Source organism: Ruegeria sp. CJ9 (assembly GCF_056536625.1).
Genome location: NZ_JBQFPY010000011.1, coordinates 62,287 through 86,873, shown reverse-complemented (window position 1 = coordinate 86,873; position 24,587 = coordinate 62,287). Strand labels below are relative to the sequence as shown.

Annotated in this window: 32 protein-coding genes; 13 read left to right on the top strand and 19 right to left on the bottom strand. The window is 59.1% G+C overall.

Features of this window, described 5'->3' with window-relative positions; all coding sequences use genetic code 11:
- Window positions 1-21: 21 nt before the first annotated feature.
- Window positions 22-786 (bottom strand): double zinc ribbon domain-containing protein, encoded by a 765-nt coding sequence (locus tag ACR0AJ_RS18910; protein ID WP_480663510.1) that lies wholly within the window; start codon window positions 784-786, stop codon window positions 22-24.
- Here ACR0AJ_RS18910 and ACR0AJ_RS18905 point away from each other — a divergent pair.
- Window positions 767-1,597, top strand: coding sequence for a methyltransferase domain-containing protein (locus ACR0AJ_RS18905; protein ID WP_254440280.1), 831 nt, complete (start codon window positions 767-769; stop codon window positions 1,595-1,597). The genes ACR0AJ_RS18910 and ACR0AJ_RS18905 overlap by 20 nt on opposite strands.
- A 57-nt stretch (window positions 1,598-1,654) precedes the next feature.
- Window positions 1,655-2,704 carry a ferrochelatase gene (gene hemH, locus ACR0AJ_RS18900; RefSeq protein ID WP_480741609.1) on the top strand — a complete coding sequence of 350 codons (1,050 nt, stop codon included), beginning with the start codon at window positions 1,655-1,657 and terminating at the stop codon, window positions 2,702-2,704.
- A 76-nt stretch (window positions 2,705-2,780) separates the two neighbouring features.
- Here the strand turns inward: hemH and ACR0AJ_RS18895 are convergent, their stop codons facing one another.
- Together ACR0AJ_RS18895 and ACR0AJ_RS18890 are read right to left on the bottom strand one after the other, a co-directional pair.
- Window positions 2,781-2,963 (bottom strand): hypothetical protein, encoded by a 183-nt coding sequence (locus tag ACR0AJ_RS18895; RefSeq protein WP_010442520.1) that lies wholly within the window; start codon window positions 2,961-2,963, stop codon window positions 2,781-2,783.
- Between the two features lie 139 nt (window positions 2,964-3,102).
- Window positions 3,103-3,702, bottom strand: a complete 600-nt coding sequence (locus ACR0AJ_RS18890; protein ID WP_170351903.1) for a L,D-transpeptidase — start codon at window positions 3,700-3,702, stop codon at window positions 3,103-3,105.
- Between the two features lie 169 nt (window positions 3,703-3,871).
- Between ACR0AJ_RS18890 and dalA the strand changes: the two genes are divergently transcribed.
- The gene (dalA, locus tag ACR0AJ_RS18885; protein ID WP_170351902.1) at window positions 3,872-4,387 is read left to right on the top strand and encodes a divisome-associated lipoprotein DalA; all 516 of its coding nucleotides are present in this window, start codon (window positions 3,872-3,874) and stop codon (window positions 4,385-4,387) included.
- A 68-nt stretch (window positions 4,388-4,455) separates the two neighbouring features.
- On the opposite strand, the gene ACR0AJ_RS18880 is transcribed toward dalA, so the two are convergent.
- The 7 genes from ACR0AJ_RS18880 to ACR0AJ_RS18850 form a co-directional block, all read right to left on the bottom strand.
- A complete protein-coding gene (locus ACR0AJ_RS18880; protein ID WP_170351901.1) occupies window positions 4,456-4,920 on the bottom strand; it encodes a PTS sugar transporter subunit IIA in 465 nt (154 codons plus the stop codon).
- A gap of 61 nt (window positions 4,921-4,981) precedes the next feature.
- Window positions 4,982-5,545, bottom strand: a complete 564-nt coding sequence (gene hpf / locus ACR0AJ_RS18875; RefSeq protein WP_170351900.1) for a ribosome hibernation-promoting factor, HPF/YfiA family — start codon at window positions 5,543-5,545, stop codon at window positions 4,982-4,984.
- A gap of 252 nt (window positions 5,546-5,797) precedes the next feature.
- Window positions 5,798-6,556, bottom strand: a complete 759-nt coding sequence (gene lptB, locus ACR0AJ_RS18870) for an LPS export ABC transporter ATP-binding protein (RefSeq protein ID WP_170351899.1) — start codon at window positions 6,554-6,556, stop codon at window positions 5,798-5,800.
- The gene (locus ACR0AJ_RS18865; protein WP_413247494.1) at window positions 6,556-7,047 is read right to left on the bottom strand and encodes an LptA/OstA family protein; all 492 of its coding nucleotides are present in this window, start codon (window positions 7,045-7,047) and stop codon (window positions 6,556-6,558) included. Before ACR0AJ_RS18865 ends, lptB begins: the two co-directional genes overlap by 1 nt.
- 3 nt (window positions 7,048-7,050) lie before the next feature.
- Window positions 7,051-7,632 (bottom strand): LPS export ABC transporter periplasmic protein LptC, encoded by a 582-nt coding sequence (gene lptC, locus ACR0AJ_RS18860; protein ID WP_174818944.1) that lies wholly within the window; start codon window positions 7,630-7,632, stop codon window positions 7,051-7,053.
- Between the two features lie 32 nt (window positions 7,633-7,664).
- On the bottom strand, window positions 7,665-8,627 hold the full coding sequence (locus ACR0AJ_RS18855; RefSeq protein WP_170379275.1) for a KpsF/GutQ family sugar-phosphate isomerase: 963 nt from the start codon (window positions 8,625-8,627) through the stop codon (window positions 7,665-7,667).
- Window positions 8,624-9,238, bottom strand: a complete 615-nt coding sequence (locus ACR0AJ_RS18850) for a ribonuclease D (RefSeq protein ID WP_170351896.1) — start codon at window positions 9,236-9,238, stop codon at window positions 8,624-8,626. Before ACR0AJ_RS18850 ends, ACR0AJ_RS18855 begins: the two co-directional genes overlap by 4 nt.
- A gap of 197 nt (window positions 9,239-9,435) precedes the next feature.
- Here ACR0AJ_RS18850 and ACR0AJ_RS18845 point away from each other — a divergent pair, with 197 nt between their 5' ends.
- The 7 genes from ACR0AJ_RS18845 to ACR0AJ_RS18815 all read left to right on the top strand — a co-directional run bounded on the left by ACR0AJ_RS18845 (window position 9,436) and on the right by ACR0AJ_RS18815 (window position 16,237).
- A complete protein-coding gene (locus ACR0AJ_RS18845; RefSeq protein ID WP_480741605.1) occupies window positions 9,436-10,668 on the top strand; it encodes an MFS transporter in 1,233 nt (410 codons plus the stop codon).
- 36 nt (window positions 10,669-10,704) lie between these two features.
- Window positions 10,705-11,133 (top strand): Lrp/AsnC family transcriptional regulator, encoded by a 429-nt coding sequence (locus ACR0AJ_RS18840; RefSeq protein ID WP_170351894.1) that lies wholly within the window; start codon window positions 10,705-10,707, stop codon window positions 11,131-11,133.
- A 73-nt stretch (window positions 11,134-11,206) separates the two neighbouring features.
- Window positions 11,207-11,902, top strand: a complete 696-nt coding sequence (locus ACR0AJ_RS18835) for a lytic transglycosylase domain-containing protein (RefSeq protein ID WP_480649181.1) — start codon at window positions 11,207-11,209, stop codon at window positions 11,900-11,902.
- 69 nt (window positions 11,903-11,971) lie between these two features.
- Window positions 11,972-13,999 carry a flagellar biosynthesis protein FlhA gene (gene flhA / locus ACR0AJ_RS18830; protein WP_480741632.1) on the top strand — a complete coding sequence of 676 codons (2,028 nt, stop codon included), beginning with the start codon at window positions 11,972-11,974 and terminating at the stop codon, window positions 13,997-13,999.
- Window positions 13,996-14,769: a flagellar biosynthetic protein FliR gene (locus tag ACR0AJ_RS18825; protein ID WP_170351892.1), complete on the top strand. Its 774-nt coding sequence runs from the start codon at window positions 13,996-13,998 to the stop codon at window positions 14,767-14,769. The genes flhA and ACR0AJ_RS18825 overlap by 4 nt, the downstream gene beginning before the upstream one ends.
- A complete protein-coding gene (gene flhB, locus ACR0AJ_RS18820; RefSeq protein ID WP_480741603.1) occupies window positions 14,766-15,854 on the top strand; it encodes a flagellar type III secretion system protein FlhB in 1,089 nt (362 codons plus the stop codon). Before ACR0AJ_RS18825 ends, flhB begins: the two co-directional genes overlap by 4 nt.
- Entirely contained in the window at window positions 15,851-16,237 is a 387-nt protein-coding gene (locus tag ACR0AJ_RS18815) for a hypothetical protein (RefSeq protein ID WP_170351890.1), read from the top strand. The genes flhB and ACR0AJ_RS18815 overlap by 4 nt, the downstream gene beginning before the upstream one ends.
- Before the next feature lie 22 nt (window positions 16,238-16,259).
- Here ACR0AJ_RS18815 and ACR0AJ_RS18810 read toward each other — a convergent pair whose 3' ends face one another.
- Genes ACR0AJ_RS18810 through ACR0AJ_RS18770 form a run of 9 tightly spaced genes read right to left on the bottom strand, consistent with a single transcriptional unit; the run spans window position 16,260 to window position 20,817 of the window.
- The gene (locus tag ACR0AJ_RS18810; protein ID WP_425082241.1) at window positions 16,260-16,775 is read right to left on the bottom strand and encodes a flagellar basal body-associated protein FliL; all 516 of its coding nucleotides are present in this window, start codon (window positions 16,773-16,775) and stop codon (window positions 16,260-16,262) included.
- Window positions 16,776-16,787: 12 nt separating this feature from the next.
- Window positions 16,788-17,519 carry a flagellar basal body L-ring protein FlgH gene (gene flgH, locus ACR0AJ_RS18805; RefSeq protein WP_480741630.1) on the bottom strand — a complete coding sequence of 244 codons (732 nt, stop codon included), beginning with the start codon at window positions 17,517-17,519 and terminating at the stop codon, window positions 16,788-16,790.
- On the bottom strand, window positions 17,519-17,935 hold the full coding sequence (gene flgA, locus ACR0AJ_RS18800; protein WP_480741602.1) for a flagellar basal body P-ring formation chaperone FlgA: 417 nt from the start codon (window positions 17,933-17,935) through the stop codon (window positions 17,519-17,521). Before flgA ends, flgH begins: the two co-directional genes overlap by 1 nt.
- The gene (gene flgG / locus ACR0AJ_RS18795) at window positions 17,935-18,720 is read right to left on the bottom strand and encodes a flagellar basal-body rod protein FlgG (protein ID WP_480741600.1); all 786 of its coding nucleotides are present in this window, start codon (window positions 18,718-18,720) and stop codon (window positions 17,935-17,937) included. Before flgG ends, flgA begins: the two co-directional genes overlap by 1 nt.
- A gap of 22 nt (window positions 18,721-18,742) precedes the next feature.
- Window positions 18,743-19,453 carry a flagellar hook-basal body complex protein gene (locus tag ACR0AJ_RS18790; RefSeq protein WP_170361880.1) on the bottom strand — a complete coding sequence of 237 codons (711 nt, stop codon included), beginning with the start codon at window positions 19,451-19,453 and terminating at the stop codon, window positions 18,743-18,745.
- Entirely contained in the window at window positions 19,453-19,725 is a 273-nt protein-coding gene (locus ACR0AJ_RS18785) for a flagellar biosynthetic protein FliQ (RefSeq protein WP_058282142.1), read from the bottom strand. The genes ACR0AJ_RS18790 and ACR0AJ_RS18785 overlap by 1 nt, the downstream gene beginning before the upstream one ends.
- A gap of 4 nt (window positions 19,726-19,729) precedes the next feature.
- On the bottom strand, window positions 19,730-20,020 hold the full coding sequence (gene fliE, locus ACR0AJ_RS18780) for a flagellar hook-basal body complex protein FliE (RefSeq protein ID WP_170351884.1): 291 nt from the start codon (window positions 20,018-20,020) through the stop codon (window positions 19,730-19,732).
- Window positions 20,021-20,031: 11 nt separating this feature from the next.
- Window positions 20,032-20,418, bottom strand: a complete 387-nt coding sequence (gene flgC / locus ACR0AJ_RS18775; protein WP_480741598.1) for a flagellar basal body rod protein FlgC — start codon at window positions 20,416-20,418, stop codon at window positions 20,032-20,034.
- Between the two features lie 12 nt (window positions 20,419-20,430).
- Complete coding sequence (locus tag ACR0AJ_RS18770) at window positions 20,431-20,817, bottom strand: FlgB family protein (protein WP_480741629.1); 387 nt, start codon at window positions 20,815-20,817, stop codon at window positions 20,431-20,433.
- Between the two features lie 105 nt (window positions 20,818-20,922).
- On the opposite strand from ACR0AJ_RS18770, the gene ACR0AJ_RS18765 reads away from it, so the two are divergent.
- From ACR0AJ_RS18765 to ACR0AJ_RS18755, 3 genes are all read left to right on the top strand, one after another.
- On the top strand, window positions 20,923-22,242 hold the full coding sequence (locus tag ACR0AJ_RS18765; RefSeq protein WP_480741627.1) for a FliI/YscN family ATPase: 1,320 nt from the start codon (window positions 20,923-20,925) through the stop codon (window positions 22,240-22,242).
- An 86-nt stretch (window positions 22,243-22,328) separates the two neighbouring features.
- The gene (locus ACR0AJ_RS18760; RefSeq protein WP_170351881.1) at window positions 22,329-23,165 is read left to right on the top strand and encodes a flagellar motor protein MotB; all 837 of its coding nucleotides are present in this window, start codon (window positions 22,329-22,331) and stop codon (window positions 23,163-23,165) included.
- A 97-nt stretch (window positions 23,166-23,262) separates the two neighbouring features.
- Entirely contained in the window at window positions 23,263-24,558 is a 1,296-nt protein-coding gene (locus tag ACR0AJ_RS18755) for a flagellar hook protein FlgE (protein WP_170351880.1), read from the top strand.
- Window positions 24,559-24,587 lie beyond the last annotated feature (29 nt).

Here is a 24,587-nt window from a genome sequence, read left to right as displayed (position 1 = left end):
TTTCGCGTGATCTTCCGCGAATTAGGCATCCTTGGCAACGCGTGCCAGTACCAACACGAAAATATGATTTGCACCCGCTGCATGGCAGGCACGCGCACAGGCTGTCAGAGTCGCACCAGAGGTCATGACATCATCGACCAGCAAGATATCCCGTCCTTTAATGCGCGACCCCTGCCTGGGATACGCCGAGATCGCACCGGCCAGGGTTTCCGCCCGCTGAGCAGCGGTTTTCCCGTCCAGAACTGGCGTTCGTGCCCGTCGGTGCAACAGGTCCGGGCACACCTCAATTCCCGTTTCCCACCCCAGATGCTGGGCTAGCAATGCCGACTGATTGTACCGCCGCTTGATCAAACGGGACCAGTGCAGGGGTACAGGCGCGATCAGCATGTTGTCGCGAAATAGATCCCGCCCGGCTTGCGCCATCCACCTAGCTGCTGGCTTTGCCAGCTCAGGTCTGTCGCCGTGTTTCAAGGCCAGAATCAAGGCGCGCGCCTTGCCATCGTACATCAGCGCAGCCCGACCATCCTGCCAGGGGCGGGCCGTTTTCATGCAGTCATCGCATTCGATCCGGTGACCATCCACCTCGCCCGGCAAGGGCACCCCGCAGCTTTCGCATACCACTCCGCCAATGAAAGGCGTGTCGCGCCAGCAAGCACCGCACAGGCCGAAATCCGCTTCGGTCAATTCACCACATCCCAGACATCGCGGTGGATAGATCAACTCGACAGCGGTTTGAATCCGCTGCCATATGCGGTAGTTGCGCCCTATGAAACTGCCTGAGTCCAACGCACCCTCTCTGTTCGACCGCCCAGCCCTGATCCGACACCGTGCCCGCGCGCGGGACGAGGCGCTGTTTTTGCATCGCGCCGCGGTGGATGAGGTGCAGGATCGGCTCTCCATGGTTAATAAAACCTTTACGGCCCCGGCGATTGTGACGCCGTTTGCGCATATCTGGCAGGACGTTTTGCCGGAGGCACAGATCGTTTCGGATGACGATGTTCTGGACCTAGCACCCAGAGCGCATGATCTGGTGATTCACGCCATGGCGCTGCATTGGGCCAATGATCCGGTGGGGCAGCTGATCCAATGTCACCGCGCCCTGCAGCCCGACGGCTTGCTGCTGGTGGTGTGTCTCGGCGGTGAAACCCTGCACGAGTTACGCGCCGCCCTTGGGCAGGCCGAGATCGAGGTCACAGGTGGCCTCAGCCCCCGTATCGCCCCGATGGCCGAGCTGCGCGATCTGGGCGGGTTACTACAACGCGCGGGGCTAGCGCTGCCGGTCGCCGATACCGCTCGTCTGACGGCGGAATACCGCGACTTGACCCATCTGATGCATGATCTGCGCGCGATGGGAGAGACCAACAGCCTGTCCGGACGCATGAAACACGCCACACAGCGGCAGGTCTTTGCCCGGGCGCAGCAGATTTACGCCGATCACTTCCCGACACCGCAGGGGCGTTTGTCGTCCACTTATGAATTGATTTGCCTGACCGGCTGGTCACCCGATGACAGCCAGCAAAAACCATTGCGTCCGGGATCAGCGCAGGCGCGCTTGGCCGAGGCGCTGGGAACGAAAGAAGGCAAACTGTCCAATTGACGACCGGAGATTTCCGGTTATCTCAGCCAGATACAGAGAACTCTCAGGAAGCTCGAAATGTTTGACGCCACTCGCCCCGATCATGCCCCTGCGGACCACCCCAAGGTCAAAATGGGCCGCGTCGGCATCCTGCTGGCCAATCTTGGCACACCGGACGACTATAGCTATTGGCCGATGCGCCGGTATCTGAACGAGTTTCTGTCGGATCAGCGCGTTATCGACTATCCCAAATGGAAATGGCAACCGATCCTGCAGGGAATCATCCTGACCAAACGCCCGTTCAGCTCGGGCGAAGCGTACAAATCGATCTGGAACCACGACAAGGGCGAAAGCCCGCTGATGACGATCACCAAGGACCAGACCGCTAAGCTGCGCAACGCAATGCAGGCGCGTTATGGCGATCAGGTGCTGGTCGATTTCTGCATGCGCTACGGCAACCCGTCGACCAAATCGAAAGTGCGCGAAATGGTGGCGGCGGGCTGCGACCGCATCCTGTTCTTCCCGCTTTATCCGCAATATGCGGGCGCGACGACGGCCACCGCCAATGATCAGTTCTTCCGCGCTCTGATGGATGAAGCCTGGCAACCGGCCGCCCGCACCGTACCTGCCTATTTCGATGAACCCGCCTATATCGACGCACTGGCCGGGTCGGTGGAACAGGCCTATGCCGCAATGGAGTCCAAGCCGGATATATTGGTTTGCTCCTATCACGGGATGCCGGAACGGTATTTGCAGCAGGGGGATCCATATCACTGCCAATGCGCAAAAACCTCGCGCTTGCTCAAGGAACGGCTGGATTGGTCGGACGATCAGCTTGTTTCAACCTTCCAATCGCGATTCGGGCCTGAGGAATGGTTGAAGCCGTATACGGTCGACCACGTGGCCGAGCTGGCGCGGCAGGGCAAAAAAAACATTGCCGTGATCGCACCGGCGTTTTCCGCCGATTGCATCGAAACGCTGGAAGAGATCAACGAAGAAATCAAGGAAAGCTTCGAAGAGGCGGGCGGTGAAACCTTTACCTATATCCCCTGCCTCAACGATGATGATTCGCACATCGCGGCATTGGGCAAGGTGATCGAAGACAATCTGAAGGGTTGGCTGGACTAAGCAGCACCCATCAATCAGGCATGAAAAAAGGCGGTGGATCGCTCCACCGCCTTTTCTCTAGATGACGCTCGTCAAATTAGCTTGCTGCAACAGCTGCGGCAACTACGACCAGCAGGATCAGCGGCAGGATGATACCCTGCGACGAACCTTGAGTTTCCTCTACAACAACCGGTGCTTCAACAACCGGCTCTTCCAGGTTACCGGCATAAGCGGTCGAAGCAGCAGCAGTCAGTGCAGCGGCGAGAACGAGTTTCTTCATATTAACCTCCAGAATTTGCACGGTTCCGAATAGTGAAACCGCACACCCAAGACTTACCTCGTGTTTTTTTCTAACCAGCTATCCGACTGGAATGCAATTGCAACTTGCGCCGCAAGCGGGTTCGTGCGCGAAAATGTCGTCAAATTAGCAACACTTGCGTGCCGACCTTCGCCATTGAAAACAATTCCGCGATATCCTCATTGAACAAACCGATGCACCCATTCGACGAACGGCGGCCAATTTTGCGCGTATCATGCGTTCCGTGGATGCGATAATACTTCCAACTCAGATACAAAGCGTGCGTTCCCAATGGGTTATCAGGACCCGGCGGGATATAATCCGGCCATTCGGGGTTGCGCTTTTTCATCGAAGGCGTGGGTGACCAGCTCGGACCCTCGACTTTGCGGATCACACTTGTACGGCCACGGCGCGTCAACTCCTCGGTCAGAGGTACGGACGAGGGGTAAAGTTTATACACCCGCTGGTCGTCGGACCAGTAATGTAACGCGCGCGAGACGGTATCGACCAGAATGGCCCCGTTATTTGTGTTCGAGAAATAGGGTTGCCAATCCAACGCACGAAAGCCCGAGATATTTCGCCGCACATTGGGTTCCGCCTCGGGTGCGGGGCGCAGCGGGTCGCCGGGAATGTATTGCGCAATCGCAGGTGAGGCCAGCAGGGCTGAAGCCCCGGCCAGGAATCCGCGACGGGAAGCTACATGAATGTGTTTCTTGACCATGAGGGGCGGTCCTTTGCTAAGGCCAGTCTGAAAATCTGTCGTATTCTATTGCCAGAATGCTTCAGTCGCAAATCAAACCGGCAGAATCACGCAGAATGGGTCCATTGTGCGTTTGCTCAAGACGGTCTGTCACGCTATGCCGTAGATTAACACAATCATCAGGTCGATCATGACGCGTATTATTTCATTACTGTTTACCTGCTTTATTGCGCTGGCCGCATGTACACCCAGCAGCACCCCGACATATGGATCGGATGGCCGGCCGCTGCCGACCGTCTACAAAATCCGGGGCAATCCCGAAAAACTGCAGTTCCGCATGCTTGATTCGGTCAACGCACTGCGTCAGGCGCAGGGCTTGCAGTCAGTGCAGCTGAATTCGCAGCTTAATGCCGCGGCCGCCACCCACGCCAAGGACATGGCACGGCAAAACCGCCCATGGCATTTTGGGTCGGACGGATCATCGCCAATCGACCGCGCCCAGCGCGTGGGCTATTTTGGCACGTTCCTGGGCGAAGCAATTTCCGAGACCTATGAAACCGAAACCGAAACGCTGGCCGCCTGGATGCAAGAACCCGGTCCGCGCTCGGTGATTTTGGACCCCAAGGCCACGCAGATGGGTTTTGCATGGCATCAGGAAGGTGGCGGGAAAATCTGGTGGACGCTGGAAATGGGCGCTGGCGGTTAACCGCAACCCCATCCAAAAAACGAAAAAGCCCCCGGAAAACCGGGGGCTTTTTTCATATCCTTAAAGGCTTAGGCCGCTTGCATAGACTGCGCTTCGGTCAAAATCGCATACAGCTTGACCGGGTCCGGGTTGGCCCGCAACTTGGCGCAGACCGAGGTGTCACGCAGGGTGCGGGACACCAACGCCAGTGCTTTCAGATGATCCACCCCGGCCTCTTCTGGGGCGAACAGGGCAAAGGCGATATCGACCGGCTGACGGTCAACCGATCCGAAATCGATCGGTTTTTCCAACATGACAAACACGCCTGAAACGTTTTCCAATTCAGCCATACGGGCATGCGGCAAAGCCACGCCATGCCCCACACCAGTCGGCCCCAGGCTTTCCCGTTCCAGCAGCCCTTCGACAACAATCTGGGCATCAAGGCCCAACGCTGCCTCAGCCACATCCGCAATTTCCTGAAACAACCGCTTCTTGCTGGAAGCGGCGGACAGTACGCGAACTGCTTCGGGCTTCAGTATGCTCGAAAGCTCCATGATTACGCTCCATGGCGATGCCCCCGCATTTGCAGGGGCCTGCCTTTGCTATTCTTGCCTGTTACGGATCGATCCAGCCGATATTACCGTCCTCCCGACGATAAACGACGTTCAATCCGTCCTTGTTTTCATTCCGGAACACCAGCACCGGGGCGCCGGCCAGTTCCATCTGCATGACGGCTTCACCAACACTCAGCGATGGGATCTTGGTTTCCATCTCAGCCACGATCATCGGCTGCAGAGATTCGGGTTCGGCTGCCGAGTCAGATTCGTCAGAGGCGAGGATATAGGACGACGCCCCAAAGAGTTCAACAGGCTCAGACCGATCCTTGTGGTGATCCTTCAAACGCCGCTTATACCGGCGCAGCTGTGTTTCCATCTTGTCGCAGCAACCTTCGAACGCTGCATAGATTTCAGTTGCATGAGCTTTGGCCTGCGCCGTCAGCCCCGTAGAAAGATGTACGGTGGTTTCGCATACATATTCATGCGCTGAACGGGAAAAGACGACGTTGGCATCTGTCGGACGCTGGGCATATTTGCCCACAACCTCGCCCAGTTCGGTCTGCACGTGAGTTTGCAGCGCCGCGCCGATGTCGATCTGTTTTCCGCTGATTTGGTAACGCATGTGATCTCCTTCACAATTCACACCCATTTTTACGTCACGTTACGCGACGCACGTGTTTTTATCGGGTGGGGGAAAAAGGCATATCCTGCAGTAGCCGCGCCATTTGCCCTTCCAGGAAGGGGCATCGTGATCCAGACGGAAACCGAAGAAATGCCATGACCCAATTGAGGCAAGAGACGGCGGGAGAGTCAATCAAAACAGACGTGTATATACGTGATTTCCGCCATGCAGTCGGCGCATTTCTGCGCAAGCCTATGATATACGGAAATTTTCACCCAGATAGACACGGCGGACGTTCTCATTTTCGACCACTTCGTCCGGGGTACCGGACATCAGCACCTGACCGTCATGCAGGATATAAGCGCGATCCACAATCTCCAGCGTTTCCCGCACGTTATGGTCAGTGATCAGAACCCCGATACCGCGTTTTTTCAGATCAGCGACCAGGTGGCGGATATCGCCCACGCTGATCGGGTCGACACCCGCAAAAGGTTCATCCAACAGCAGGTATTTCGGATCGGCCGCCAGACAGCGCGCAATTTCAACCCGGCGGCGTTCACCGCCCGACAAGGCCAGCGCGGGTGCCCGGCGTAGGTGTTCAATCGAAAAATCCGATAGCAGCTCTTCCAGCCGCTCTTTGCGGCGATGGGCATGGCGGACGGTGATATCCAGAACCGAGGCGATGTTGTCCTCGACGCTCATGCCGCGGAAGATCGACATCTCTTGCGGCAGATAACCGATGCCCAAACGCGCGCGGCGGTACATCGGCAAGGTCGTTACGGTCTGCCCGTCGATCGTAACCGTGCCCGCCTCAGGGAAGACCAGCCCGGCAACCGAGTAGAACGTGGTGGTTTTGCCCGACCCGTTCGGACCCAGCAGCGCCACGACCTCGGACCGGTCAAGCGTCATCGACACATCGCGGATCACGGTCTTTTTGCTATAGGATTTCCGCAGCTTTTCTATTCTGAGGCCGGATTGCCCCTCGGCCACGGTCAGTTCAGGCCGCGCCATCAATTATTGCCCTGCTGCAGGATGGTTTTGACATTGCCTGTCATCGTTGCCGTGCCAGTGGTCAGATCAGCATTCATCTGATCGCCGCTGATGGTGCTGGGCCCCTGCGTTAGTAGCACATTGCCCTTCATCACGATCACACCTGAATCAATGGTGTATTCAGCCCAGTCACCCTCGGCCGCGTCGGGCGGGCTGACCAGAACCACATCTTCGGTCGCTTCCATCCGCTCGATACCCGAGCGATCCTCATTATACAGAACCAGCACCCGTTCAGCGGTCAGGCGCATTTCCCCCTGAATGACGATCACATTGCCCACAAATTCGGCCGAGCCGTTTTCTTGATTGACGTTGAGGGTTTCCGAGGTCACTTCGACCGGCAGCGAAGGGTCAGCCTTGACCGCGCCAAACGCAACCTGAGTCTCCTGCGCCGCCGCAGAAAAAGCACCAAGTGTCAGTACAAGGCAAAGTGGAACAAATCGAAAATCGAACACAGGTTATCTTTCTGCTTTTTCAGGCTCGTATATCAGCTTCACGCCGTCTGTAAAAATAATATGGACCGGTCCGTCCTTTTTTTCCGTTCCAAAGGTCATGCCACCTGCTGAAATGTTGCCGAGAATCCCGGTGCCGTGCACCTCACCCGGCGCGTCACCGCGAATTTCATCCAGCGCGGTGTTCAGCAGATCGGTTGTGATCTCGGTGCCATCGGTCGAGGTGATGACCACATCGCCAATAAAGGTCGCGGTGTTTTTGTCGGGGCGGATCATGCCAGAGTTGGAATCCAACGTGATAACGCCGCCGCCCGAAAGGCCCAGGCGGCCCCGGAACTCGGCCGCTGTCGGGGTGGAAACTTCGGTGCCCTGCGTGGCGCGGGTTGCTTGGATCTGGACCTCTTCGCCCTTGCGCGTGGTGCCGCGGTAGTTTGGCTGCGTCACCACCTGATCGGCCAACCGTTCGTCGATATCCTGTTGGGAAAAGGGCACGGACACATTGGTTTCGATGCTGCGCGACAGCAAGAACACAGTGGACAGCATCAAGATGGCCACCAACGGCAGCACCACCTTAAAAAACTGAACCATGCGTGAATGTCCGTCCACCGCTCAGCCCCTACCTAGCCCAGACCGACGCGCAAGCAGTCGTGGATGTGCAGCAGCCCCTCGGCCTGCCCCTGTCCTTCGGGATCAACTACAAACAGCGAGGTGATCTTGCGATCGTTCATGATCGCAACCGCCTCTTCCGCCATAGCGTTTGGTGCAATGGTCATCGGGTTGCGGGTCATCACTTCTTCGGTAGTTCTGTTCAGCAACCCGTCCATGTTCCGGCGCAAGTCACCATCCGTGACGATGCCCATCAGGCGGCCCGCCTCGTCGGTCACGCCGACGACACCAAAGCTTTTCTGGCTCATGACCAGCAAGGCTTCGCTCATCGGGGTGCCAACAGGCACCACGGGCAGGTCGGCATGCATCAGATCGCGCACAGTGGACAGCTGCGCCCCCAGTTTGCCGCCGGGGTGGAAGGCGCGGAAATCCTCGGGCTGGAAGTCGCGGTATTTCATCAGCGCAATGGCTAACGCATCGCCCATCGCCAATGTCAGCGTGGTCGAGATCGAGGGCACCATGCCGAACCCGCAGGCCTCACCCAGCGACGGGATCAGCAGATGCACATCGGCCTGCTTCATCAACGTGCTTTCCGGCTTGCTGGACAGGCCGATCAGCGGAATGCCAAAGCGGCGGGTAAAGGCCAGCAGGTTTACCAGTTCCGGTGCCTCGCCCGAATTGGAAATCGCCACAACCACATCACCTTTGGAGACCATGCCCAGATCCCCATGGCTGGCCTCGGCCGGATGCACGAAATAGGCCGGTGTGCCGGTGCTGGCCAGCGTCGCGGCGATCTTGTGGCCAATATGGCCGGATTTGCCGATGCCGCTGATGATGATGCGACCCGGGGCCTGCAGGATCATCTGCACGGCTTCGGCAAAGTGCTCGTCCAGACTGTCGGCCAGCACGTCCAGCGCGCGGGCCTCGTCGGTGACGACCTGTTTGGCGGTTCTCAGAAAGGACTCGTTATCAGTCATGAGTGTGCAAAGATATCCGTTTCGGGCCAGCCTGCGAGGTCAAGTTTCGCACGCGTCGGCAAGAAGTCAAAACACGCCTGCGCCATCTCAGCACGGCCTTCGCGGGCCAAACGCCCGTCCAGCGCATCGCGTAGCTGATGCAAGTACAGAACGTCCGAGGCCGCATATTCCAGCTGAGCGTCGGTCAGGGTTTCGGCCCCCCAGTCGCTCATCTGCTGCTGCTTCGAAATATCGACACCAATCAGCTCCTGACACAGGTTCTTCAGGCCATGACGGTCGGTATAGGTGCGCACCAGACGGCTGGCGATCTTGGTGCAATAGACCGGCGCGGCCAGTGCGCCAAAGGTGTGGTACATCGCGGCAATGTCAAACCGTCCAAAATGGAATAGCTTTAACACGTGGGGGTTTTCCAACATGGCGCACAGGTTTGGTGCCTGCGTCTGGCCCTTTTCAACCTGCACGATATGGCTGTTGCCGTCGCCGCCCGACATCTGGATCACGCACAGGCGGTCGCGATGCGGGTTCAGCCCCATGGTTTCGCAATCAATGGCCACCACAGGGCCTAGGTCCAACCCGTCCGGCAGGTCGTTTTTATAAAGATGGTTCGCCACGGGGTCTTCCTTTATGCGATATCGCCCCCGAGATAGGAGGTTTGGCCCGTAAACTCAACGCCATCAATAGAATGCGACAAACATGCGCGGATTTCTTGACCCCACCTGCTTTGACACGAAAATGGATAAGGCCGCCGTGCGTCTGGCATTAAGCAGGCCCTGACGCGACGCCAATTGAAAAAAGGTCCGAACCGCCGATGCTGAGTGTCCTGCGAAACCGAACCTATCGCCATTTGCTGGGCGCTCAGGTCGTTGCGTTGACGGGCACCGGTTTGGCGACAATTGCGTTGGGGCTACTGGCTTATGATCTGGCAGGTGGCGCGGCCAGTCTGGTGTTGGGCACCGCGCTGACGATCAAGATGGTGGCTTATGTGGTCGTCGCCCCACTTGCAGCAGCCTTCGCAGAGCGGCTCGACCGCCGCCGGATGCTAGTGACGTTGGATCTGGTGCGTGCAGCGGTCGCCGTCTGCCTGCCTTTCGTGACCGAGATCTGGCAGATTTATGTGCTGATCTTTGCCCTGCAATCCGCCTCAGCCGGGTTCACCCCGGCGTTTCAGGCCACCATCCCCGACGTGCTGACCGATGAGCAGGACTATACCAAGGCGCTCTCCCTGTCGCGGCTTGCCTATGATCTTGAAAGCCTGCTCAGCCCTGCTCTGGCCGCAGCGCTTTTGCTGTTCGTCAGTTTCGACAGCCTGTTCTGGGGTACGGGGCTGGGGTTCATCGCCTCGGCACTGTTGGTGGTGTCGGTTGCCCTGCCCTCACCCAAACCGACAAGACGCCGTGGTATTTATGACCGTACGACACGCGGCATTCGTCTTTACCTGAGCACACCCCGACTGCGCGGATTACTTGCCCTGACTTGGACAGCAGCGACCCTCAGCGCGATGATTATCGTCAATACGGTTGTAATTGTGCGGTCCGATTTGGGCCTGTCGGAAAGCGCTGTGGCCATAGCGTTGGCCGGGTTCGGCGGTGGTTCGATGCTGGCCGCATTTGCCCTGCCCAAACTGTTAGATCGATTCATGGACCGCACCGTTATGCTAGGCGGGGCCATTTTCGGAACCCTGGCAATTGGTCTCTCTGCCATCCTGTTCGCGGCTATGCCGATCTCTCTGATCGGTCTCGCAATACTCTGGGCCTGCATCGGGTTTGGCTATTCCGCCACGCTGACGCCTTCAGGCCGGTTGCTGACCCGCTCGACCCGATCCGAAGACCGACCAGCCGTGTTTGCCGCCCAGTTCACCCTGTCGCACGCCTGCTGGCTGGTGCTATATCCACTGACCGGCTGGATCATGACCACAACCAGCACGGCGGCAACGTTGGGCTGGATGACCCTGATCGCGGCCCCCGGGGTTATGGTGGCCCTTGTGATCTGGCCGCGTTCGGACCGGAAAGCCGTTTCAAAAGAACATGCTGACATGTCTTGAGCCCCCCTGCCCCGGTGCATTACACCTTGGTGCATCATGGATCAGCTAGACCGTCGCATCATCGCCGCCCTGCAGCACAACGCTCGCGAATCGACCACCAAGATTGCCGCGAAGCTGGGCGTGGCCCGAACCACCGTGCATGAACGCATCAGCCGCATGGAAGAGCGTGGCGTGATCGCAGGCTATTCGGTGGTTCTGAACAGCCCCGAAGACGCCCCGAGCGTACAGGTGGTCGTGCTGCTGGAAGTGCAGCAAAAGGAAACCAAGCGTATCATCAATCGGCTTGAGGCTTACCCCGAGGTCAAGCTCTGCCTGTCGATAAATGGCGAGTTCGACCTCCTGCTATCGGCCGAGGCCCCGCGGATCGAGGACCTGGATATTCTGGTTGATGATCTGGCCAAGATCCCCGGCGTGCTGCGCACCAATACCAGCGTTGTCTTCGGCCGCCGGATTGATCGAATCTGAACGGCTGATAACCCTCTGTAAACCCTAGCAGGATTAGCTTGGCCGGGACTGATCAGAATCCCGGACCGGCAGAATGCCCCATCGTTTGATCTTTGGCCTGAGTTTGCTTGCGTTGAGTGCGGCGCAACAGGTCTTTGCCATGCCCGATGCCAGCGGTGCGGGCATTTGCGATGCAGCCGCGCGCCGCGCTGCCCAATCCCAGGGTGTACCGCTGGATGTCTTACGCGCGATTGCGCGGGTGGAAACCGGGCGGTTGCGGGACGGGCAGTTGGAACCCTGGCCCTGGACCATCAATGTCGAAGGGCAAGGATACTGGTTCACGTCCGAGTTTGAGGCGAAATCTTACGTTTTCGACATTTTCAAAGCAGGCAAGCGCAGCTTTGACATCGGCTGTTTCCAGATCAATTACCGTTGGCACGGCAAGGCATTCCGGTCCATCGACGCCATGTTCGACCCGGATGAAAACGCCACCTACGCCGCCCGGTTTCTGAATGAACTGTATGCCGAGCTTGGATCGTGGCCCGCAGCCGTTGGGGCCTATCATTCCCGCACACCATCGCTGGCCAATGCTTACTCGGGCCGGTTTCAGACCGTACTGGCACAACTGGATCAATCCTTGCCCACTGCCCCGGAACGGGCCGCGCGCGACCCGTTTACCACCGCCGCAACCCCTCTGATCCCGGTCAACCTGCCGCAACCGGGTGGCGGCGCGCTGGGGTCGCTGGTTCCGCCTTCGGGCACTGCCACCGCCTTTATCTCGTTCAACTAGGAGGCATGCGTGTCCAAGATCGACGCCCGTTCCCTGTTTTCTCCGACCGTGCTGCTGGCGCTGGCGCTGATGACGGTCATCGTGATGATGATCCTGCCGATGCCCGCCTGGGTGCTGGATGTGGGGTTGGCAGCCTCGTTCGCGCTGGCGATCCTGATCTTTACGCTGACGCTGTTTATCGAACGGCCTCTGGATTTCTCGTCTTTCCCGACAATCCTTTTGGCCTCGCTGATGCTGCGGCTGTCGCTAAACGTATCCTCAACCAAGCTTATCATCGGAGAGGGGCACACGGGATCCAATGCCGCTGGGGACGTGATCGAAGGTTTTGCCGACTTCGTCATGGGCGGCAGTATCTTTCTGGGGTTGGTGGTGTTCGGCGTGCTGCTGATCGTAAATTTCATGGTCATCACCAAGGGCGCTGCCCGCATGGCCGAGGTCGGCGCGCGGTTCGCCCTGGACGGCATGCCGGGAAAACAGCTCGCCATCGACAGCGACATGTCCGCCGGGGCCATCGACCACCAACAGGCTAAAGAACGCCGCGAGCGTGAGCAGCAAGAGACGACGTTTTTCGGCTCTCTCGATGGGGCGTCGAAATTTGTCAAAGGCGATGCGATAGCCGGACTGCTGATCACGTTGCTCAACCTGGTGATGGGATTGATCATGGGTGTGATCGTCCATGGGATGCCAATCTCATCCGCGTTCGAGACCTATGCCATCCTGACCGTCGGTGACGGGCTGGTGTCGCAAATCCCGGCGGTGATCATATCGATCGCGTCAGCCCTGTTGCTGGCCCGCGGCGGTACGCAGGGGGCGACCGACAATGCAATCTTCTCGCAGCTGGGCCGGCATCCAGCGGCCCTGGCAACAGTTTCCATGTTGATGGTGCTGTTTGCGCTGATGCCCGGCCTGCCCTTTTTGCCATTCATCCTGGGGGCGGGTGTTCTGGGCTATGCGGCCTATTACGTCCATCGCAAGCAAAAGAGCGAAGCGGAAGAGGCGCTGGCCCCAACACCGCAGAAAGACACACCGGTCTCGCAAGCCATTGGCGATATTTTGGACCTGGACGATGTGCATCTGGAGTTTGCCCCCGATCTGGTCAGCATGGTCCTCAACCCCGGCACCGGGCTGGACGCGCGCATCGCTAATATGCGGACCTATGTGGCCTCAAGCTTTGGCCTGATCCTGCCTGACATCCGCCTGACCGACCGCGCCGATCTGCCCATGGGCACCTATGTAGTCAAGGTCCAGGGCGTCGAACAGGCGCGCGGCGTGTTGAACCCCGATCTGGTTCTGGCGCTGGTACAGGATGACCGCGACATGCTGCCCGAGGGTAATGACGTGACCGAGCCCGTCTATGGCGCCCCCGCCCGCTGGATTCTGCCCAAGGATCAAGAGGCCGCCGCGCTTAGTGGGGCCACCATCGTTTCCCCGCCCGAGATTCTGGCCACTCATCTGCTTGAGATCATCAAACAGAACTTCTCACGCCTGCTGACGCTGAAATCCCTGCGCCGCCTTTTGTCCGAGATGACACGGCTCAGCGATCCGGTTCGGGCCGAGGCTAACCGCAAGCTTCTGGACGAGTTGATCCCGGACAAGGTACCGATCGACACGCTACATGCGGTGCTGCGTCTGCTGCTGGACGAACGGGTCTCGATCCGCAACATGGCGCTGATTCTGGAAAGCGTGGCCGAGGCGCGGCTGACCACCACCCAACCCGAAGGCATCTGCGAACTGGTCCGGCAGAGATTGGGTTTCCAACTGGTGGCCGAGATGAAACGCGAAGACGGATCGATACCGCTGATCCAACTGGCCCCGGAGTGGGAGGATACCTTCACCACCTACCAGATCGACGCGCCTGCAGCGGGTCTCGACGTGGCGCTGCCGCCGAACCTGTTCAACAAGCTGGCCGATGGCGTGGTCGACAGTGTCGCGCAATCCGCCGATCACGGGCTGTTTCCGGCGTTGGTCACCTCGACCCGCCGTCGCCGTTTGCTGCGCACCATCATGCACGCGCGCGGCATAGCCAACCCGGTGCTGTCGTTCGAAGAAATCGGGCTCGAGGCGCGGCCTTCGCTGGTTGGAACGGTGCCCGCGTGATCGCGCTACCGCCCGAGCTTTTGCCCCAGCTGGGTGAGGGTTTGTGGCACCTCTTTGCCGTCTTCCTGCGTGTCTCGGCCATGGTGTCGCTGCTGCCCGCCTTTGGCGAGCGCAGCATTCCGACCCGCGTCAAATTCGGCATCGCGGCTGCCTTTACCCTTATTGTGACACCAGCGATTGCGGCGCCTGTTGCCCCACCCGGCCTGTTGCCAATGGCAGAATTGGTTCTGACCGAAGTGCTGATCGGGATGGCCTTGGGTATGTCGCTGCGACTGTTCGTGCTGGCCCTGCAAACGGCAGGATCGATTGCGGCGCAGGCAACATCGCTGTCGCAGATTCTGGGTCCAGCCGCTGCAGATCCCGTGCCCGCGATGGGATATCTTCTGACACTGGCTGGCCTGACACTGGCGGTTTTGCTCGGCCTGCACATCCGCGTCGCTCAGTTTCTGATCCACAGCTATACGCTGTTTCCAATGGGCACCCCAATACTAGCCCCGGACCTGTCGCAATGGGGGGTGCAGCAAATTGCGCGCAGTTTTGGGTTGGCGTTTGCGCTGACTATGCCCTTCGTGATCGCCTCGCTGATCTATAACCTTGCGCTTGGCGTCATCAACCGCTCGATGCCGCAGCTGATGGTGGCGTTCGTTGGCGCTCCGGCCATTACTTTTGCGGGCTTGTTCCTGTTGTTCGCGGGCACGCCCCTGATCTTGTCTGTCTGGTCTGATGCCTTTTTTGCCTTCATGCTGAACCCGCTTGAGGACCCAAGATGAGCGGGTCCGAAGACGACAGCGACAAGTCCTACCAGCCGACGCCGCAGAAGCTCCAGAAAGCGCGCGAAAAGGGTGAGGTTGCCAAGTCCAACGACCTGTCCGTGGTTGCCGCTTATGCCGGGTTCCTCATTGCCCTGTTCGCGGCCGGGCAATTCGGTGTGCAACATATGGGAAGCCTGTTTGTCGTGATGATTGATCAGGCCGACACAATCGCTCCCTTGCTGACCGACGGGCCCGCCGCAAGCCCGGTCGGTGGGATGGTCAAAACGGCGCTGTTGTCCGTCACGGTTCTGTTTGCTGTGCCCGCCGCCGCTGTTCTGCTCAGCCTGATCGCCCAGCGTGCGCTGATCTTTGCGCCCAGCAAGCTGAAACCCAAACTGTCCCGCATCTCGATCATCTCGAATGCGAAAAACAAATTCGGGCGCGGCGGCCTGTTCGAATTCGCCAAGAGCTTTGTGAAACTGGTGATCTACGGCACCTGTCTGGCGCTGTTTCTGCGCTCCAACCTAAACGAGATTCTGTCCGCCAGCGCCGCTCCGGCGCGGTCATCGGTCATGCTGATGATGAATTTTCTGTTTCGCTTCCTGTTCATCGTCATCACCGTGGCGCTTGCCATCGGGGTGATCGACTTTCTTTGGCAACATGCCGAGCATATTCGCAAGAACCGGATGTCGCGCAAGGAAATTCAGGACGAAACCAAGGATGCCGAAGGCGACCCGCATGTCAAACAACAACGCCGCCAGCGCGCGCAGGATATCGCCACGAACCAGATGATGTCCGACGTACCCTCGGCGGATGTGGTGATCGTCAACCCGACCCATTACGCGGTGGCCTTGAAATGGGCCCGGACGGCGGGGTCAGCCCCTGTTTGCGTGGCCAAGGGCGTGGAAGAGGTGGCCTCAGCAATCCGGGGCCGGGCTGCTGAGGCTGGTGTTCCCATTCATTCCGACCCGCCCACGGCCCGCGCCCTGCATGCCGCCGTCGAGATCGGACAGGAAATCGCGGAAGAACATTATCGCCCCGTCGCTGCTGCCATCCGATTTGCAGAGGCGATGCGCAAAAAGGCCAAAGGACAGATCAGATGAAACAAGCAGCCCTATCAGACCTGAAAAACGTTACAGAGGCCGTGTTTCAAAAAGAATACAACGCCCTGCGCCCCCTGCTAGAGGCTGAAGCACGCGCGCAACACCAATTGGCGCGGCTGGACGCGCAGGTCAGGCAATCACGCCAAGACAGCACCGCGGCCGAGGGGTACCGAGTCACTGGCACCGATGTGTTGTGGAACGGTTGGGAGTCGGCCACGCGCCGCCAGTTGAATATGGAACTGGCGCGGATTCGGGCGCAAAAACTGTCGGCGATGGACGCGCTGCGCTCGGCCTTTGGCCGCAAACAAGCCGTCACCAACCTGTCAGACGCCCAGAAAAAGGCACACAAACGCGCCCAGCACCGGAAATCGTCACCCTACTAAACAGCGTATAACCCCGTCAGAATCAAACGTCCTGACGGTTGACGCTCATGATCAAAACCTGAAACACATCATCGCCCAAATCCTTGCGCGCTGTCTCCAGCAACGCTTTGCGCAGAACGCTCATATTGTCCGATTCAGTGAATGCGCCGTCAAAACCACCGGTATTGGCGTGATCAAACATGACCTGCAAAAAACCGTCGCGCAGTTTGGGTTCAAGCGCGTAGAAAGCTTCGGTCATGCCAGGAGTGATTTCAAGGCTCAGCGACATGGTGACCAACGCCGCGATCCGGTCCGCATCGACGACGGGCACCACAAACTGCTTGGTCAGTTTGAGGTATTCATAGTCGCTTTGCGTGTTTTTTTTTCCAGCAATGTCCTTTTTCTTGGCGGATTTCTCTTTGGTTTTTTCCGCCTTGGCCTTGGGTTTTTCCTGTTTTGCGGCCTCTTTCGGTTCACCGGAGGGCGCAAACACAACTCCGGCACCGATACCGGCCCCCAGACCGATCAGCAAGAATACGACGGGTAGAAGTTTCTTCATCACATCCGCTCCTTAATACGGCAGCACAGCATCCAGGATCTGCTGGCCATAACGCGGCTGCTGCACGTCAGTGATCTGTCCGCGCCCGCCATAAGACACGCGGGCCGAGGCGATCTTGTCATAGGTGATCTCGTTTTTGCGCGAGATATCCTGTGGTCGCACGTAGCCCGTCACCAAAAGCTCGCGCAGTTCGAAATTGACGCGCAGTTCCTGCGAGCCCGAAATCGACAGCACCCCGTTTGGCAGCACGTCGATCACGGTCGCGGCCACACGCAGCGTCAGCTTTTCCTTGCGCTTAACCGATCCTTCGCCCGTGCTTTCTGAGGCGGAATCGATCTCGACCGCGTCCGCCAGCGATGCCCCTTCCGGCAGATGATCCGCCGCGCGCTGTGGCAGGCCAAACAAGCCGACGATGCCAAGGCTTTCCGAAGCAGATCGCGAGCGTTCCGTGTCGTTCGAAAACTCGGCTTTTTCGTCCAGCTCAATCACGACCGTCAGGATATCCCCCTTTTTGATCGCCCGCTGATCGCCCAATAGCGATTGTTGCCCACCGCTCCAAAGTGAGGATCTGTCGACATTGCGCTGCGGCTGGGTGTGCAAAGGCAGGCCCGGCCACAACATCGCGACATGTTCGGGGGAGTCCTCGTTCGGAGTGAAGCTTGGCGGTTTGCCCAGATGATCCAAGCGCCCGCAGGCTGACACCGCCAGAACGACAAACAACAGAGATTTCGAAAGTTGCGACATCATTTTACCTCGATTTGGCCGTCGGGCCGGATAAGGCCCGTCACAGTGGTACGGGAGGACAGGTTCATGACCCGGATACGATCACCGGCGGCCCCACGACCCAGCGCGCGACCTTCTGCGGTGATCGACAGCGATGTGCGGTCAAAGATCAGGACAACCAGATCGTTGCGATCCACCAGGGCCGGTGGACCCACATCGCCTTCACGGATCGGGCGTCCGGGATACAGCGCGACCCGAGCCTCTTGCCCGATCAGAAACTCAGGCGTGGTTATCGCGCCGGGCACCTGCTGGGCCTTAAGCTCCAGATCAGTCGCCGAGATCATTTCCTTGGCGCGAATAGTGCGTGTCGGCACTACGATTTCAGCCTGTACCGAGGCCGGCACCAAAAGGGCCAACATCAAAACCAGAAGCCGCATCACCGCACCTGTGTGGTTGCGCCCATCATCTGGTCGACGGCGGAAATGACCTTGGCATTCATCTCATATCCCCGCTGCGCCTCGATCAGTTCGGTCACTTCGCGCACCGCATCGACCGAGCTGTCCTCAAGATAGCCTTGCCGCAGCGTGCCCAGACCATCCTCACCCGGTGTGCCGACCACGGGTGCGCCTGAGGCTTCGGTTTCCTTGAACAGATTGCTGCCAATCGCCTCAAGCCCCTTGGCGTTCGAGAAACTGGCCAGCGTCAGCTCACTCAGCAGTTGCCCGTCTGCCGTGTCGTCGAAATAGGCATAAACTTCGCCCGCAGCGTTGATCGAGATCGACCGGGCATCGTCAGGAATGGTGATCTCGGGCGCGACGGCAAACCCGTCTGATGTGACGATCAGCCCCTCTGCGGACCGTTTCAGGCTGCCATCGCGGGTATAGCCCGACTGACCATTGGCCAGCGTAACTTCAAGATAACCACGCCCTTCGATGGCCACGTCCAGATCGCTCCCGGTGGCCGACAAGCCACCCTGCGCCAACTGCACTGTGACGGCCGCTGGACGCACACCCAGACCCAGTTGAATTCCGGTGGGCAGAACGGTGCCGTCATTGGCGTTCACCGACCCGGCCCGCGCCATTTGTTGATAGTGCAAATCCGCGAACTCAGCCCGGCGGGCGTTGTAGCCGGTGGTGTTCGTGTTCGCCAGGTTGTTCGAGATCGTCTCGACCCGCATCTGCTGCGCGGTCATGCCCGTAGCCGCGATTTTCAATGCTCGCATGTCAAAATCTCCTTTTCACAAATCAACGCATCAGCGCCTTGAGCGCGCCGCGCAGACGTTCGTCTTCGGTTTCCAGAAAGCTTTGGCCCAGCTCATAGGCGCGCTGGATTTCCACCAGCCGGGTCACCTGCTCGACCGCATTGACGTTGGACCCTTCGAGAAAACGCTGCAGCACCACTGGGTTTTCGACCGGGTCAATTTCGCCCTCGGCGCGGAACTGCGTGCTGCCTTCACGCACTAGCGTTTTGGGATCGGCCACACGATAGACGCCGATCTGCCCCAGCAATTGCCCCTCGATGCTCAGTGTGCCATCGCTGCCAACGTCAATCGACGCAGCATCCGGCGGGATGAAAACAGGTGCGCCGTTGCTGTCCAGCACCCGGTGGCCGTCCATCGTGACCAAATCACCCTCGGCACTGGGTGAGAACGCTCCGGCCCGGGTCAGCCTGTTGCCGGATGGCGTTTCGACCATGAAAAACCCATCACCTTCGATGGCAAAATCAAACTGGCCGCCGGTTTCCGTCAGCAGGCCCTGCTGCAATGAAGTGTTGCGCGCCTCGGCCCGTGCCATGGACAGGGACGGGTTGCCCGGCAAGTCGCGGACAAACTCGGAAAACACCAGACCCTGCGCGCGATATCCGGTGGTGTTGGCATTGGCGATATTATTCGCCACCAGCCGCATTTCATTCATCAGGCCCGATTGACGGGACAAAGTGGTATAGGCGGTATCCATCAGCGACCTCCGGCGATCAATGGGATGAGGGTTGTGGTGAAAAACGTCACCAGCGTCTGGGTCATGAACCCCATCGAGATCCAGAACACGATGACGATGGCGATCAGCTTGGGCACGAAGGTCAGTGTCATTTCCTGTACCGAGGTCAGCGCCTGAAACAGACCCACGATCAGGCCCGACACCAGCGCCACCGCCAGGATAGGAACCGAGGTAATGACCGCGACCCACAGCGCCTGGCGCACAATGTCATAGAAGAGACCTTCGCTGAGCATCCGATCAGACCGGCATCCGCAGGATTTCCTGATACGCCTCGACCACCTTGTTGCGGACAATGACCGCCGTTTCCACGGCCAGCTCGGTCTGTGCCAGTGCCTGTACCAGAGCGTGGGGATCGGCCTGGCCGGTCATGGCGGCCTGCGACATTTGCTCGGAATGCTTCAGCGTCGCTGTAAAGTCCTGAAACGTTCTGCGCAGCCCTTGCGCCAATCCGGCGTGATCAGGATCGGCCTGCGTGGCCGGGCGAGCGACAGCATAGTTTTGTGCCGCGGTCAGGGATCGGATATCCATTCTGGTGTCCTTTATTTTCTGAGAAGTTCCATCAAGCTCGACGACATCTGGCGTGACTGGTCGAACATCTTGAGATTGGCCTCATAGCTGCGCTGCGCCTCACGTGCGTCTGCGATTTCGATCATCAGATCGACATTCGAGCCACGGTAATGGCCGGTTTCATCCGCCATCGGGTGACCGGGGTCATAAATGCGCGAACCCTCGCGGCGATCCAGTTTGACGCGCCCGGCATGCACCACCTCTTGTCCGTTTTTTTGCACCGTCTCAAACGGCACAGTTTTGCGGCGATAACCTGGCGTATCGGCGTTCGAGATATTCTCGGACACATGCCGCAGGCGGGCTGATTGCGCACGCAGAGCATTGGTTGAGGCGGCTAGGGAATGGGAAAAATCGCTCATGTCTTACACTCCTTATGACCGGCCAAGGCTGCTGCGCAGGATGTTCATCGAGGATTTGTAAATGGTCAGCGCGCGGTCGTGCTGACGCTTGACCTCGACCGCTTTGAACATCTCTTCCTCGACAGACACTCCATTGCCGTTTGGATCGCCTGACGGTGCAACCTCAAACTCGGACCAGGGCTGTGGGGCGGTGGCGCCGTTCAGATGACCCGCGCGGGTGGCGGTCATCGAAACCTGACGGTCTGATTTTTCGAATGCTTTCTGAAAACCCTCGATATCGCGGGGCTGATAGCCGGGCGTATCTGCATTGGCCATGTTGCGCGCAATCACTGCCTGCCGTTGCCCGGCATGGGTTGCCATTGCGTACGCTGCCTTAAAGACGTTCAGGTCATAGAACATCGGGGCTTCTCCCTCGATCAATTTCAATCAAGGCTTAACCCCGATTCCTTTAGAAAGCGTTTGCAGAAACCCGTTGGAGAACCCACGATGTCCGATCTCGACCCGATGCTTCTGAAGTGTGAATTCGACCGCCTGTCTGCCGTGCGCCATATGGGTCGCGTTGCGGGCGTTGCCCGTGGAGCCATTGAAATACAAGGCCTTGAAGGGCAGGCGCGAATCGGTGACCACCTGACATTGCGGCGTCGTAATGGCCTGGATCTGCCGGGCGAAGTGCTGCATGTCGAGGCCGACGGGATTCACATGATGCCAACCGCCGCGCCGGATGGGGTGTGCCTGGGTGACCGGGTGATTCTGGACCAGACACCCGCTTTCGCACCCGGCATGCACTGGCTGGGGCGCCTGGTCGATCCCTTTGGCAAACCGCTGGACGGGAAACCTCTGCTTTCGGGCGCACATGAGCAGGACATCATGCGTGCTCCGCCGCCCGCTGTGGCACGTAAACCGCTGGGCGTACGGATGGAGACCGGTTTAGCGATGCTCAACACGATGCTGCCCGTGGTCCAGGGTCAGCGCATCGGTCTGTTCGCCGGATCGGGCGTCGGAAAATCCACCTTGCTGGCAACGCTCGCGAAATCGATGCAGGCGGATGCCGTTGTCGTGGCACTGGTGGGCGAACGCGGGCGCGAGGTGAACGAGTTTGTCGAACATGCGTTGGGGGCAGAGGGGATGAAACGCTCGGTCGTTGTCGCGGCCACGTCCGACCAATCGGCGCTTGCCCGCAGGCGTTGCGCCTGGTCGGCAATGTCGGTGGCCGAGTATCTGCGCGATCAGGGGCTGAACGTATTGTTTCTGGCCGATTCGGTGACGCGATTTGCCGAGGCGCACCGCGAAATCGCCGTTGCCATGGGCGAAGCGCCTTCGTTGCGGGGCTTCCCACCTTCGGTCACGCCGCTGATTGCCGGGTTGTGTGAACGCGCGGGTCCCGGAGCGGCGGGCCAAGGTGATATCACCGCCGTGTTCAGCGTTCTGGTCGCGGGTTCGGATATGGATGAACCAGTGGCTGACATCCTGCGCGGGGTTCTGGACGGGCATATCGTGCTGAGCCGCGACATTGCCGAGCGCGGGCGGTTTCCGGCCATTGACCTCAGCCGTTCGGTTTCGCGCAGCCTGCCGGGGGCGGCCACCGCAGAGGAAAACCAATTGATCTCGGAAACCCGCAAACTGGTCGGCAGCTATGAACAATCCGAGGTCATGATCAAGGCCGGGCTTTATGCCGAAGGCGCAGACCCGCTGCTGGATCAGGCCGTGCGCGTGCATGAGGAACTGGACGCGTTCTTTGGCAAATCTGAACCGGATGGAATCAAAAACAGCTTCAACCGCCTGCAACTGATCCTGCGGCGGGCCAACGCCAACTTGCCGCGCTAGCGAAATCAGGACAGTTTTAAGTGTTAAGCCCACCTTAAGACCTGCCCCGCTACGCCTGTAGTCGGGTGATAGAAAAGGTGGTGGAGATGGGTGCGCAATCCAATGCGGCGCCAATCATCATCAAGAAGAAACGTGTGTCAGGTGGCGATGGTCACCACGGCGGCGCGTGGAAAGTCGCATATGCCGACTTTGTCACGGCCATGATGGCGTTCTTCATGTTGATGTGGCTGCTGAATGCAACGACTGAGAAACAACGCAAAGGGCTGGCAGATTACTTCTCGCCAACAATACCGGTGAACCCGGTCTCGGGCGGGGGCGATGGGGCTTTTGGCGGCAACAACATGTTTTCCGAAGTGACCATGGTGATGGATGGCTCGGGCGCGACCAAGCGGCACCCGACGATTGCGCGGCAAGCGCGGGGGTCGATCGGCGTGAATCCCGATGGCGGCAAGGAAATGTCCGAGGACTTCTCGACGCTTGAGGCGCAGCTTCTGGGGCATACCGGGGAAAGCATGGTGTCTGACAAGGTGCTGAAACATATCGTAACGCGCGTCACTGACGAAGGTCTGGTGGTTGAGCTGTTTGATACCGAAGATCAGCCGCTGTTCGAATCGGGAACGGATGAACCGACCCCGATGATGCGAGCGCTGGCCCTGCTGGTGACGCGATCTTCGGATCTGGTGACAAATGCTGTCTCGGTCGAGGGTCACGTCAGCGCCTCGCCCGTGGTTCTGGCGCAGGACCCGTCCTGGGATGTATCGACCTCGCGCGCGCAAGTGGTACGCCAACTGCTTGAAGATAAGGGTTTTGCGGGTTCTCGGCTGGATCGCGTGACCGGTCATGCCGACCGGGAATTGAGCGATGAAAACCCGATGGCCGTGCGCAATAACCGGATCGAAATCATCTTTCTGCGCGACACCTGAACGCACAGGATAGGCCGCATTTTAACTGTTAGCGCGCTGTTAAGGGGCAGTGCGTTAGCTGTTGCCTCAACGATTGACGCAACAGAAGGGCGTGCCAATGACGATTTCCTCCTCGCTGAATGCCGGTGTGGCATCTTTGAAGGCCAACGCCAACCGGCTGGCTACTATTTCAGACAACATCGCCAACTCGTCGACCTTCGGCTACAAGCGGGTCGAGACGGATTTTCATTCGATGGTCACCTCGGGTCAGGGCGGCAGCTACTCGGCGGGCGGGGTCAGAACCACCAGCCAGCGTCTGATCGATCAGCGCGGGTCACTGGTGACGACCAACAATTCAACCGATCTGGCAGTACGCGGCCGAGGCATGCTGCCGGTTCGCCCAAGCTCGCAAATCGCGGGTGGCTCGAATGAGATGCAACTGACCACGACCGGTTCTTTCCGCACCAATGAGGAAGGGTATCTGGTCACCGAATCCGGCTTGGTCCTGCTGGGCTGGCGCGCCAACCCGGACGGTTCAATTCCCGCGGTGCCGCGGGACACCCCGGCAGCGCTCGAGCCCGTGCAGCTCAGCGTCAATCAACTGTCCGGCGCGCCGACCACACAGATGAATCTGCGTATGAACTTGCCCGCAACGGCCACCGAAGCCGGGTCGCCGGGCGACACACAACCCCTGTCGGTTGAATATTTCGACAACCTGGGCAAATCCGAAAGCGTGGATATCGAACTTGTGCCAACCGTCCCCGGGGCCGGCAGCAGCAATGAATGGACCATGGTGCTGCGCGACTCAGCCTCGGGCGGGGCGGTGATCGGGGAATACACGCTGACGTTCACCGACAGCCGCACCGCGGGCGGTACACTGGCCAGCGTCGCCACCGTGTCGGGCGGGGCCTATGACCCGGCAACCGGCAGCCTTGTGGTCAACGTCGCGGGTGGCCCGATGGAGATCAATATCGGCCAGATCGGCGATGCGGACGGCATCACGCAACTGTCCGATACCTTTGCGCCCGTTTCGATCACACGCGACGGGTCGGCCGTGGGCACGATGACCAGCGTTCAAGTTGACGAAAATGGCTATGTCTATGCGTTCTATGACACCGGTGTCAGCCGCCGCATGTTCCAGATCCCGCTGGCGGATGTGCCCAACCCCAATGGCCTGACCGCGCTGGACAGCCAGACTTATGCGCCATCACGGGAAAGCGGCACATATTTTCTCTGGAACGCGGGGGAAGGTCCAACAGGTGAACTTGTGTCTTTCGCGCGCGAGGAATCGACCACAGATATCGCGACCGAGCTGACTTCGCTGATTCAGACCCAACGCGCCTATTCCTCGGCTGCTACGGTGATTCAGACCGTTGATGAGATGCTGCAAGAAACCACCAACATCAAACGCTGATTTGGGTTTTGACCCGGAAAGGGGGCCTG

What these genes read in the sequence shown, in the direction of transcription:
- ACR0AJ_RS18810 (WP_425082241.1), bottom strand. Translation starts at nt 16,775, where the DNA reads ATGAAGAAACTTCTACCCGTCGTATTCTTGCTGATCGGTCTGGGGGCC.
- dalA (WP_170351902.1), top strand. Translation starts at nt 3,872, where the DNA reads ATGACGCGTATTATTTCATTACTGTTTACCTGCTTTATTGCGCTGGCC.
- ACR0AJ_RS18765 (WP_480741627.1), top strand. Translation starts at nt 20,923, where the DNA reads ATGCTTCTGAAGTGTGAATTCGACCGCCTGTCTGCCGTGCGCCATATG.
- ACR0AJ_RS18760 (WP_170351881.1), top strand. Translation starts at nt 22,329, where the DNA reads ATGGGTGCGCAATCCAATGCGGCGCCAATCATCATCAAGAAGAAACGT.
- ACR0AJ_RS18905 (WP_254440280.1), top strand. Translation starts at nt 767, where the DNA reads ATGAAACTGCCTGAGTCCAACGCACCCTCTCTGTTCGACCGCCCAGCC.
- ACR0AJ_RS18890 (WP_170351903.1), bottom strand. Translation starts at nt 3,702, where the DNA reads ATGGTCAAGAAACACATTCATGTAGCTTCCCGTCGCGGATTCCTGGCC.
- lptC (WP_174818944.1), bottom strand. Translation starts at nt 7,632, where the DNA reads ATGGTTCAGTTTTTTAAGGTGGTGCTGCCGTTGGTGGCCATCTTGATG.
- ACR0AJ_RS18770 (WP_480741629.1), bottom strand. Translation starts at nt 20,817, where the DNA reads ATGTTCTATGACCTGAACGTCTTTAAGGCAGCGTACGCAATGGCAACC.
- ACR0AJ_RS18835 (WP_480649181.1), top strand. Translation starts at nt 11,207, where the DNA reads ATGCCCCATCGTTTGATCTTTGGCCTGAGTTTGCTTGCGTTGAGTGCG.
- fliE (WP_170351884.1), bottom strand. Translation starts at nt 20,020, where the DNA reads ATGGATATCCGATCCCTGACCGCGGCACAAAACTATGCTGTCGCTCGC.
- ACR0AJ_RS18895 (WP_010442520.1), bottom strand. Translation starts at nt 2,963, where the DNA reads ATGAAGAAACTCGTTCTCGCCGCTGCACTGACTGCTGCTGCTTCGACC.
- lptB (WP_170351899.1), bottom strand. Translation starts at nt 6,556, where the DNA reads ATGGCGCGGCCTGAACTGACCGTGGCCGAGGGGCAATCCGGCCTCAGA.
- ACR0AJ_RS18785 (WP_058282142.1), bottom strand. Translation starts at nt 19,725, where the DNA reads ATGCTCAGCGAAGGTCTCTTCTATGACATTGTGCGCCAGGCGCTGTGG.
- ACR0AJ_RS18815 (WP_170351890.1), top strand. Translation starts at nt 15,851, where the DNA reads ATGAAACAAGCAGCCCTATCAGACCTGAAAAACGTTACAGAGGCCGTG.
- ACR0AJ_RS18790 (WP_170361880.1), bottom strand. Translation starts at nt 19,453, where the DNA reads ATGGATACCGCCTATACCACTTTGTCCCGTCAATCGGGCCTGATGAAT.
- flhB (WP_480741603.1), top strand. Translation starts at nt 14,766, where the DNA reads ATGAGCGGGTCCGAAGACGACAGCGACAAGTCCTACCAGCCGACGCCG.
- flgA (WP_480741602.1), bottom strand. Translation starts at nt 17,935, where the DNA reads ATGCGGCTTCTGGTTTTGATGTTGGCCCTTTTGGTGCCGGCCTCGGTA.
- ACR0AJ_RS18855 (WP_170379275.1), bottom strand. Translation starts at nt 8,627, where the DNA reads ATGACTGATAACGAGTCCTTTCTGAGAACCGCCAAACAGGTCGTCACC.
- ACR0AJ_RS18840 (WP_170351894.1), top strand. Translation starts at nt 10,705, where the DNA reads ATGGATCAGCTAGACCGTCGCATCATCGCCGCCCTGCAGCACAACGCT.
- ACR0AJ_RS18845 (WP_480741605.1), top strand. Translation starts at nt 9,436, where the DNA reads ATGCTGAGTGTCCTGCGAAACCGAACCTATCGCCATTTGCTGGGCGCT.
- hpf (WP_170351900.1), bottom strand. Translation starts at nt 5,545, where the DNA reads ATGCGTTACCAAATCAGCGGAAAACAGATCGACATCGGCGCGGCGCTG.
- ACR0AJ_RS18880 (WP_170351901.1), bottom strand. Translation starts at nt 4,920, where the DNA reads ATGGAGCTTTCGAGCATACTGAAGCCCGAAGCAGTTCGCGTACTGTCC.
- flgH (WP_480741630.1), bottom strand. Translation starts at nt 17,519, where the DNA reads ATGTCGCAACTTTCGAAATCTCTGTTGTTTGTCGTTCTGGCGGTGTCA.
- ACR0AJ_RS18755 (WP_170351880.1), top strand. Translation starts at nt 23,263, where the DNA reads ATGACGATTTCCTCCTCGCTGAATGCCGGTGTGGCATCTTTGAAGGCC.
- flhA (WP_480741632.1), top strand. Translation starts at nt 11,972, where the DNA reads ATGACGGTCATCGTGATGATGATCCTGCCGATGCCCGCCTGGGTGCTG.
- flgC (WP_480741598.1), bottom strand. Translation starts at nt 20,418, where the DNA reads ATGAGCGATTTTTCCCATTCCCTAGCCGCCTCAACCAATGCTCTGCGT.
- hemH (WP_480741609.1), top strand. Translation starts at nt 1,655, where the DNA reads ATGTTTGACGCCACTCGCCCCGATCATGCCCCTGCGGACCACCCCAAG.
- flgG (WP_480741600.1), bottom strand. Translation starts at nt 18,720, where the DNA reads ATGCGAGCATTGAAAATCGCGGCTACGGGCATGACCGCGCAGCAGATG.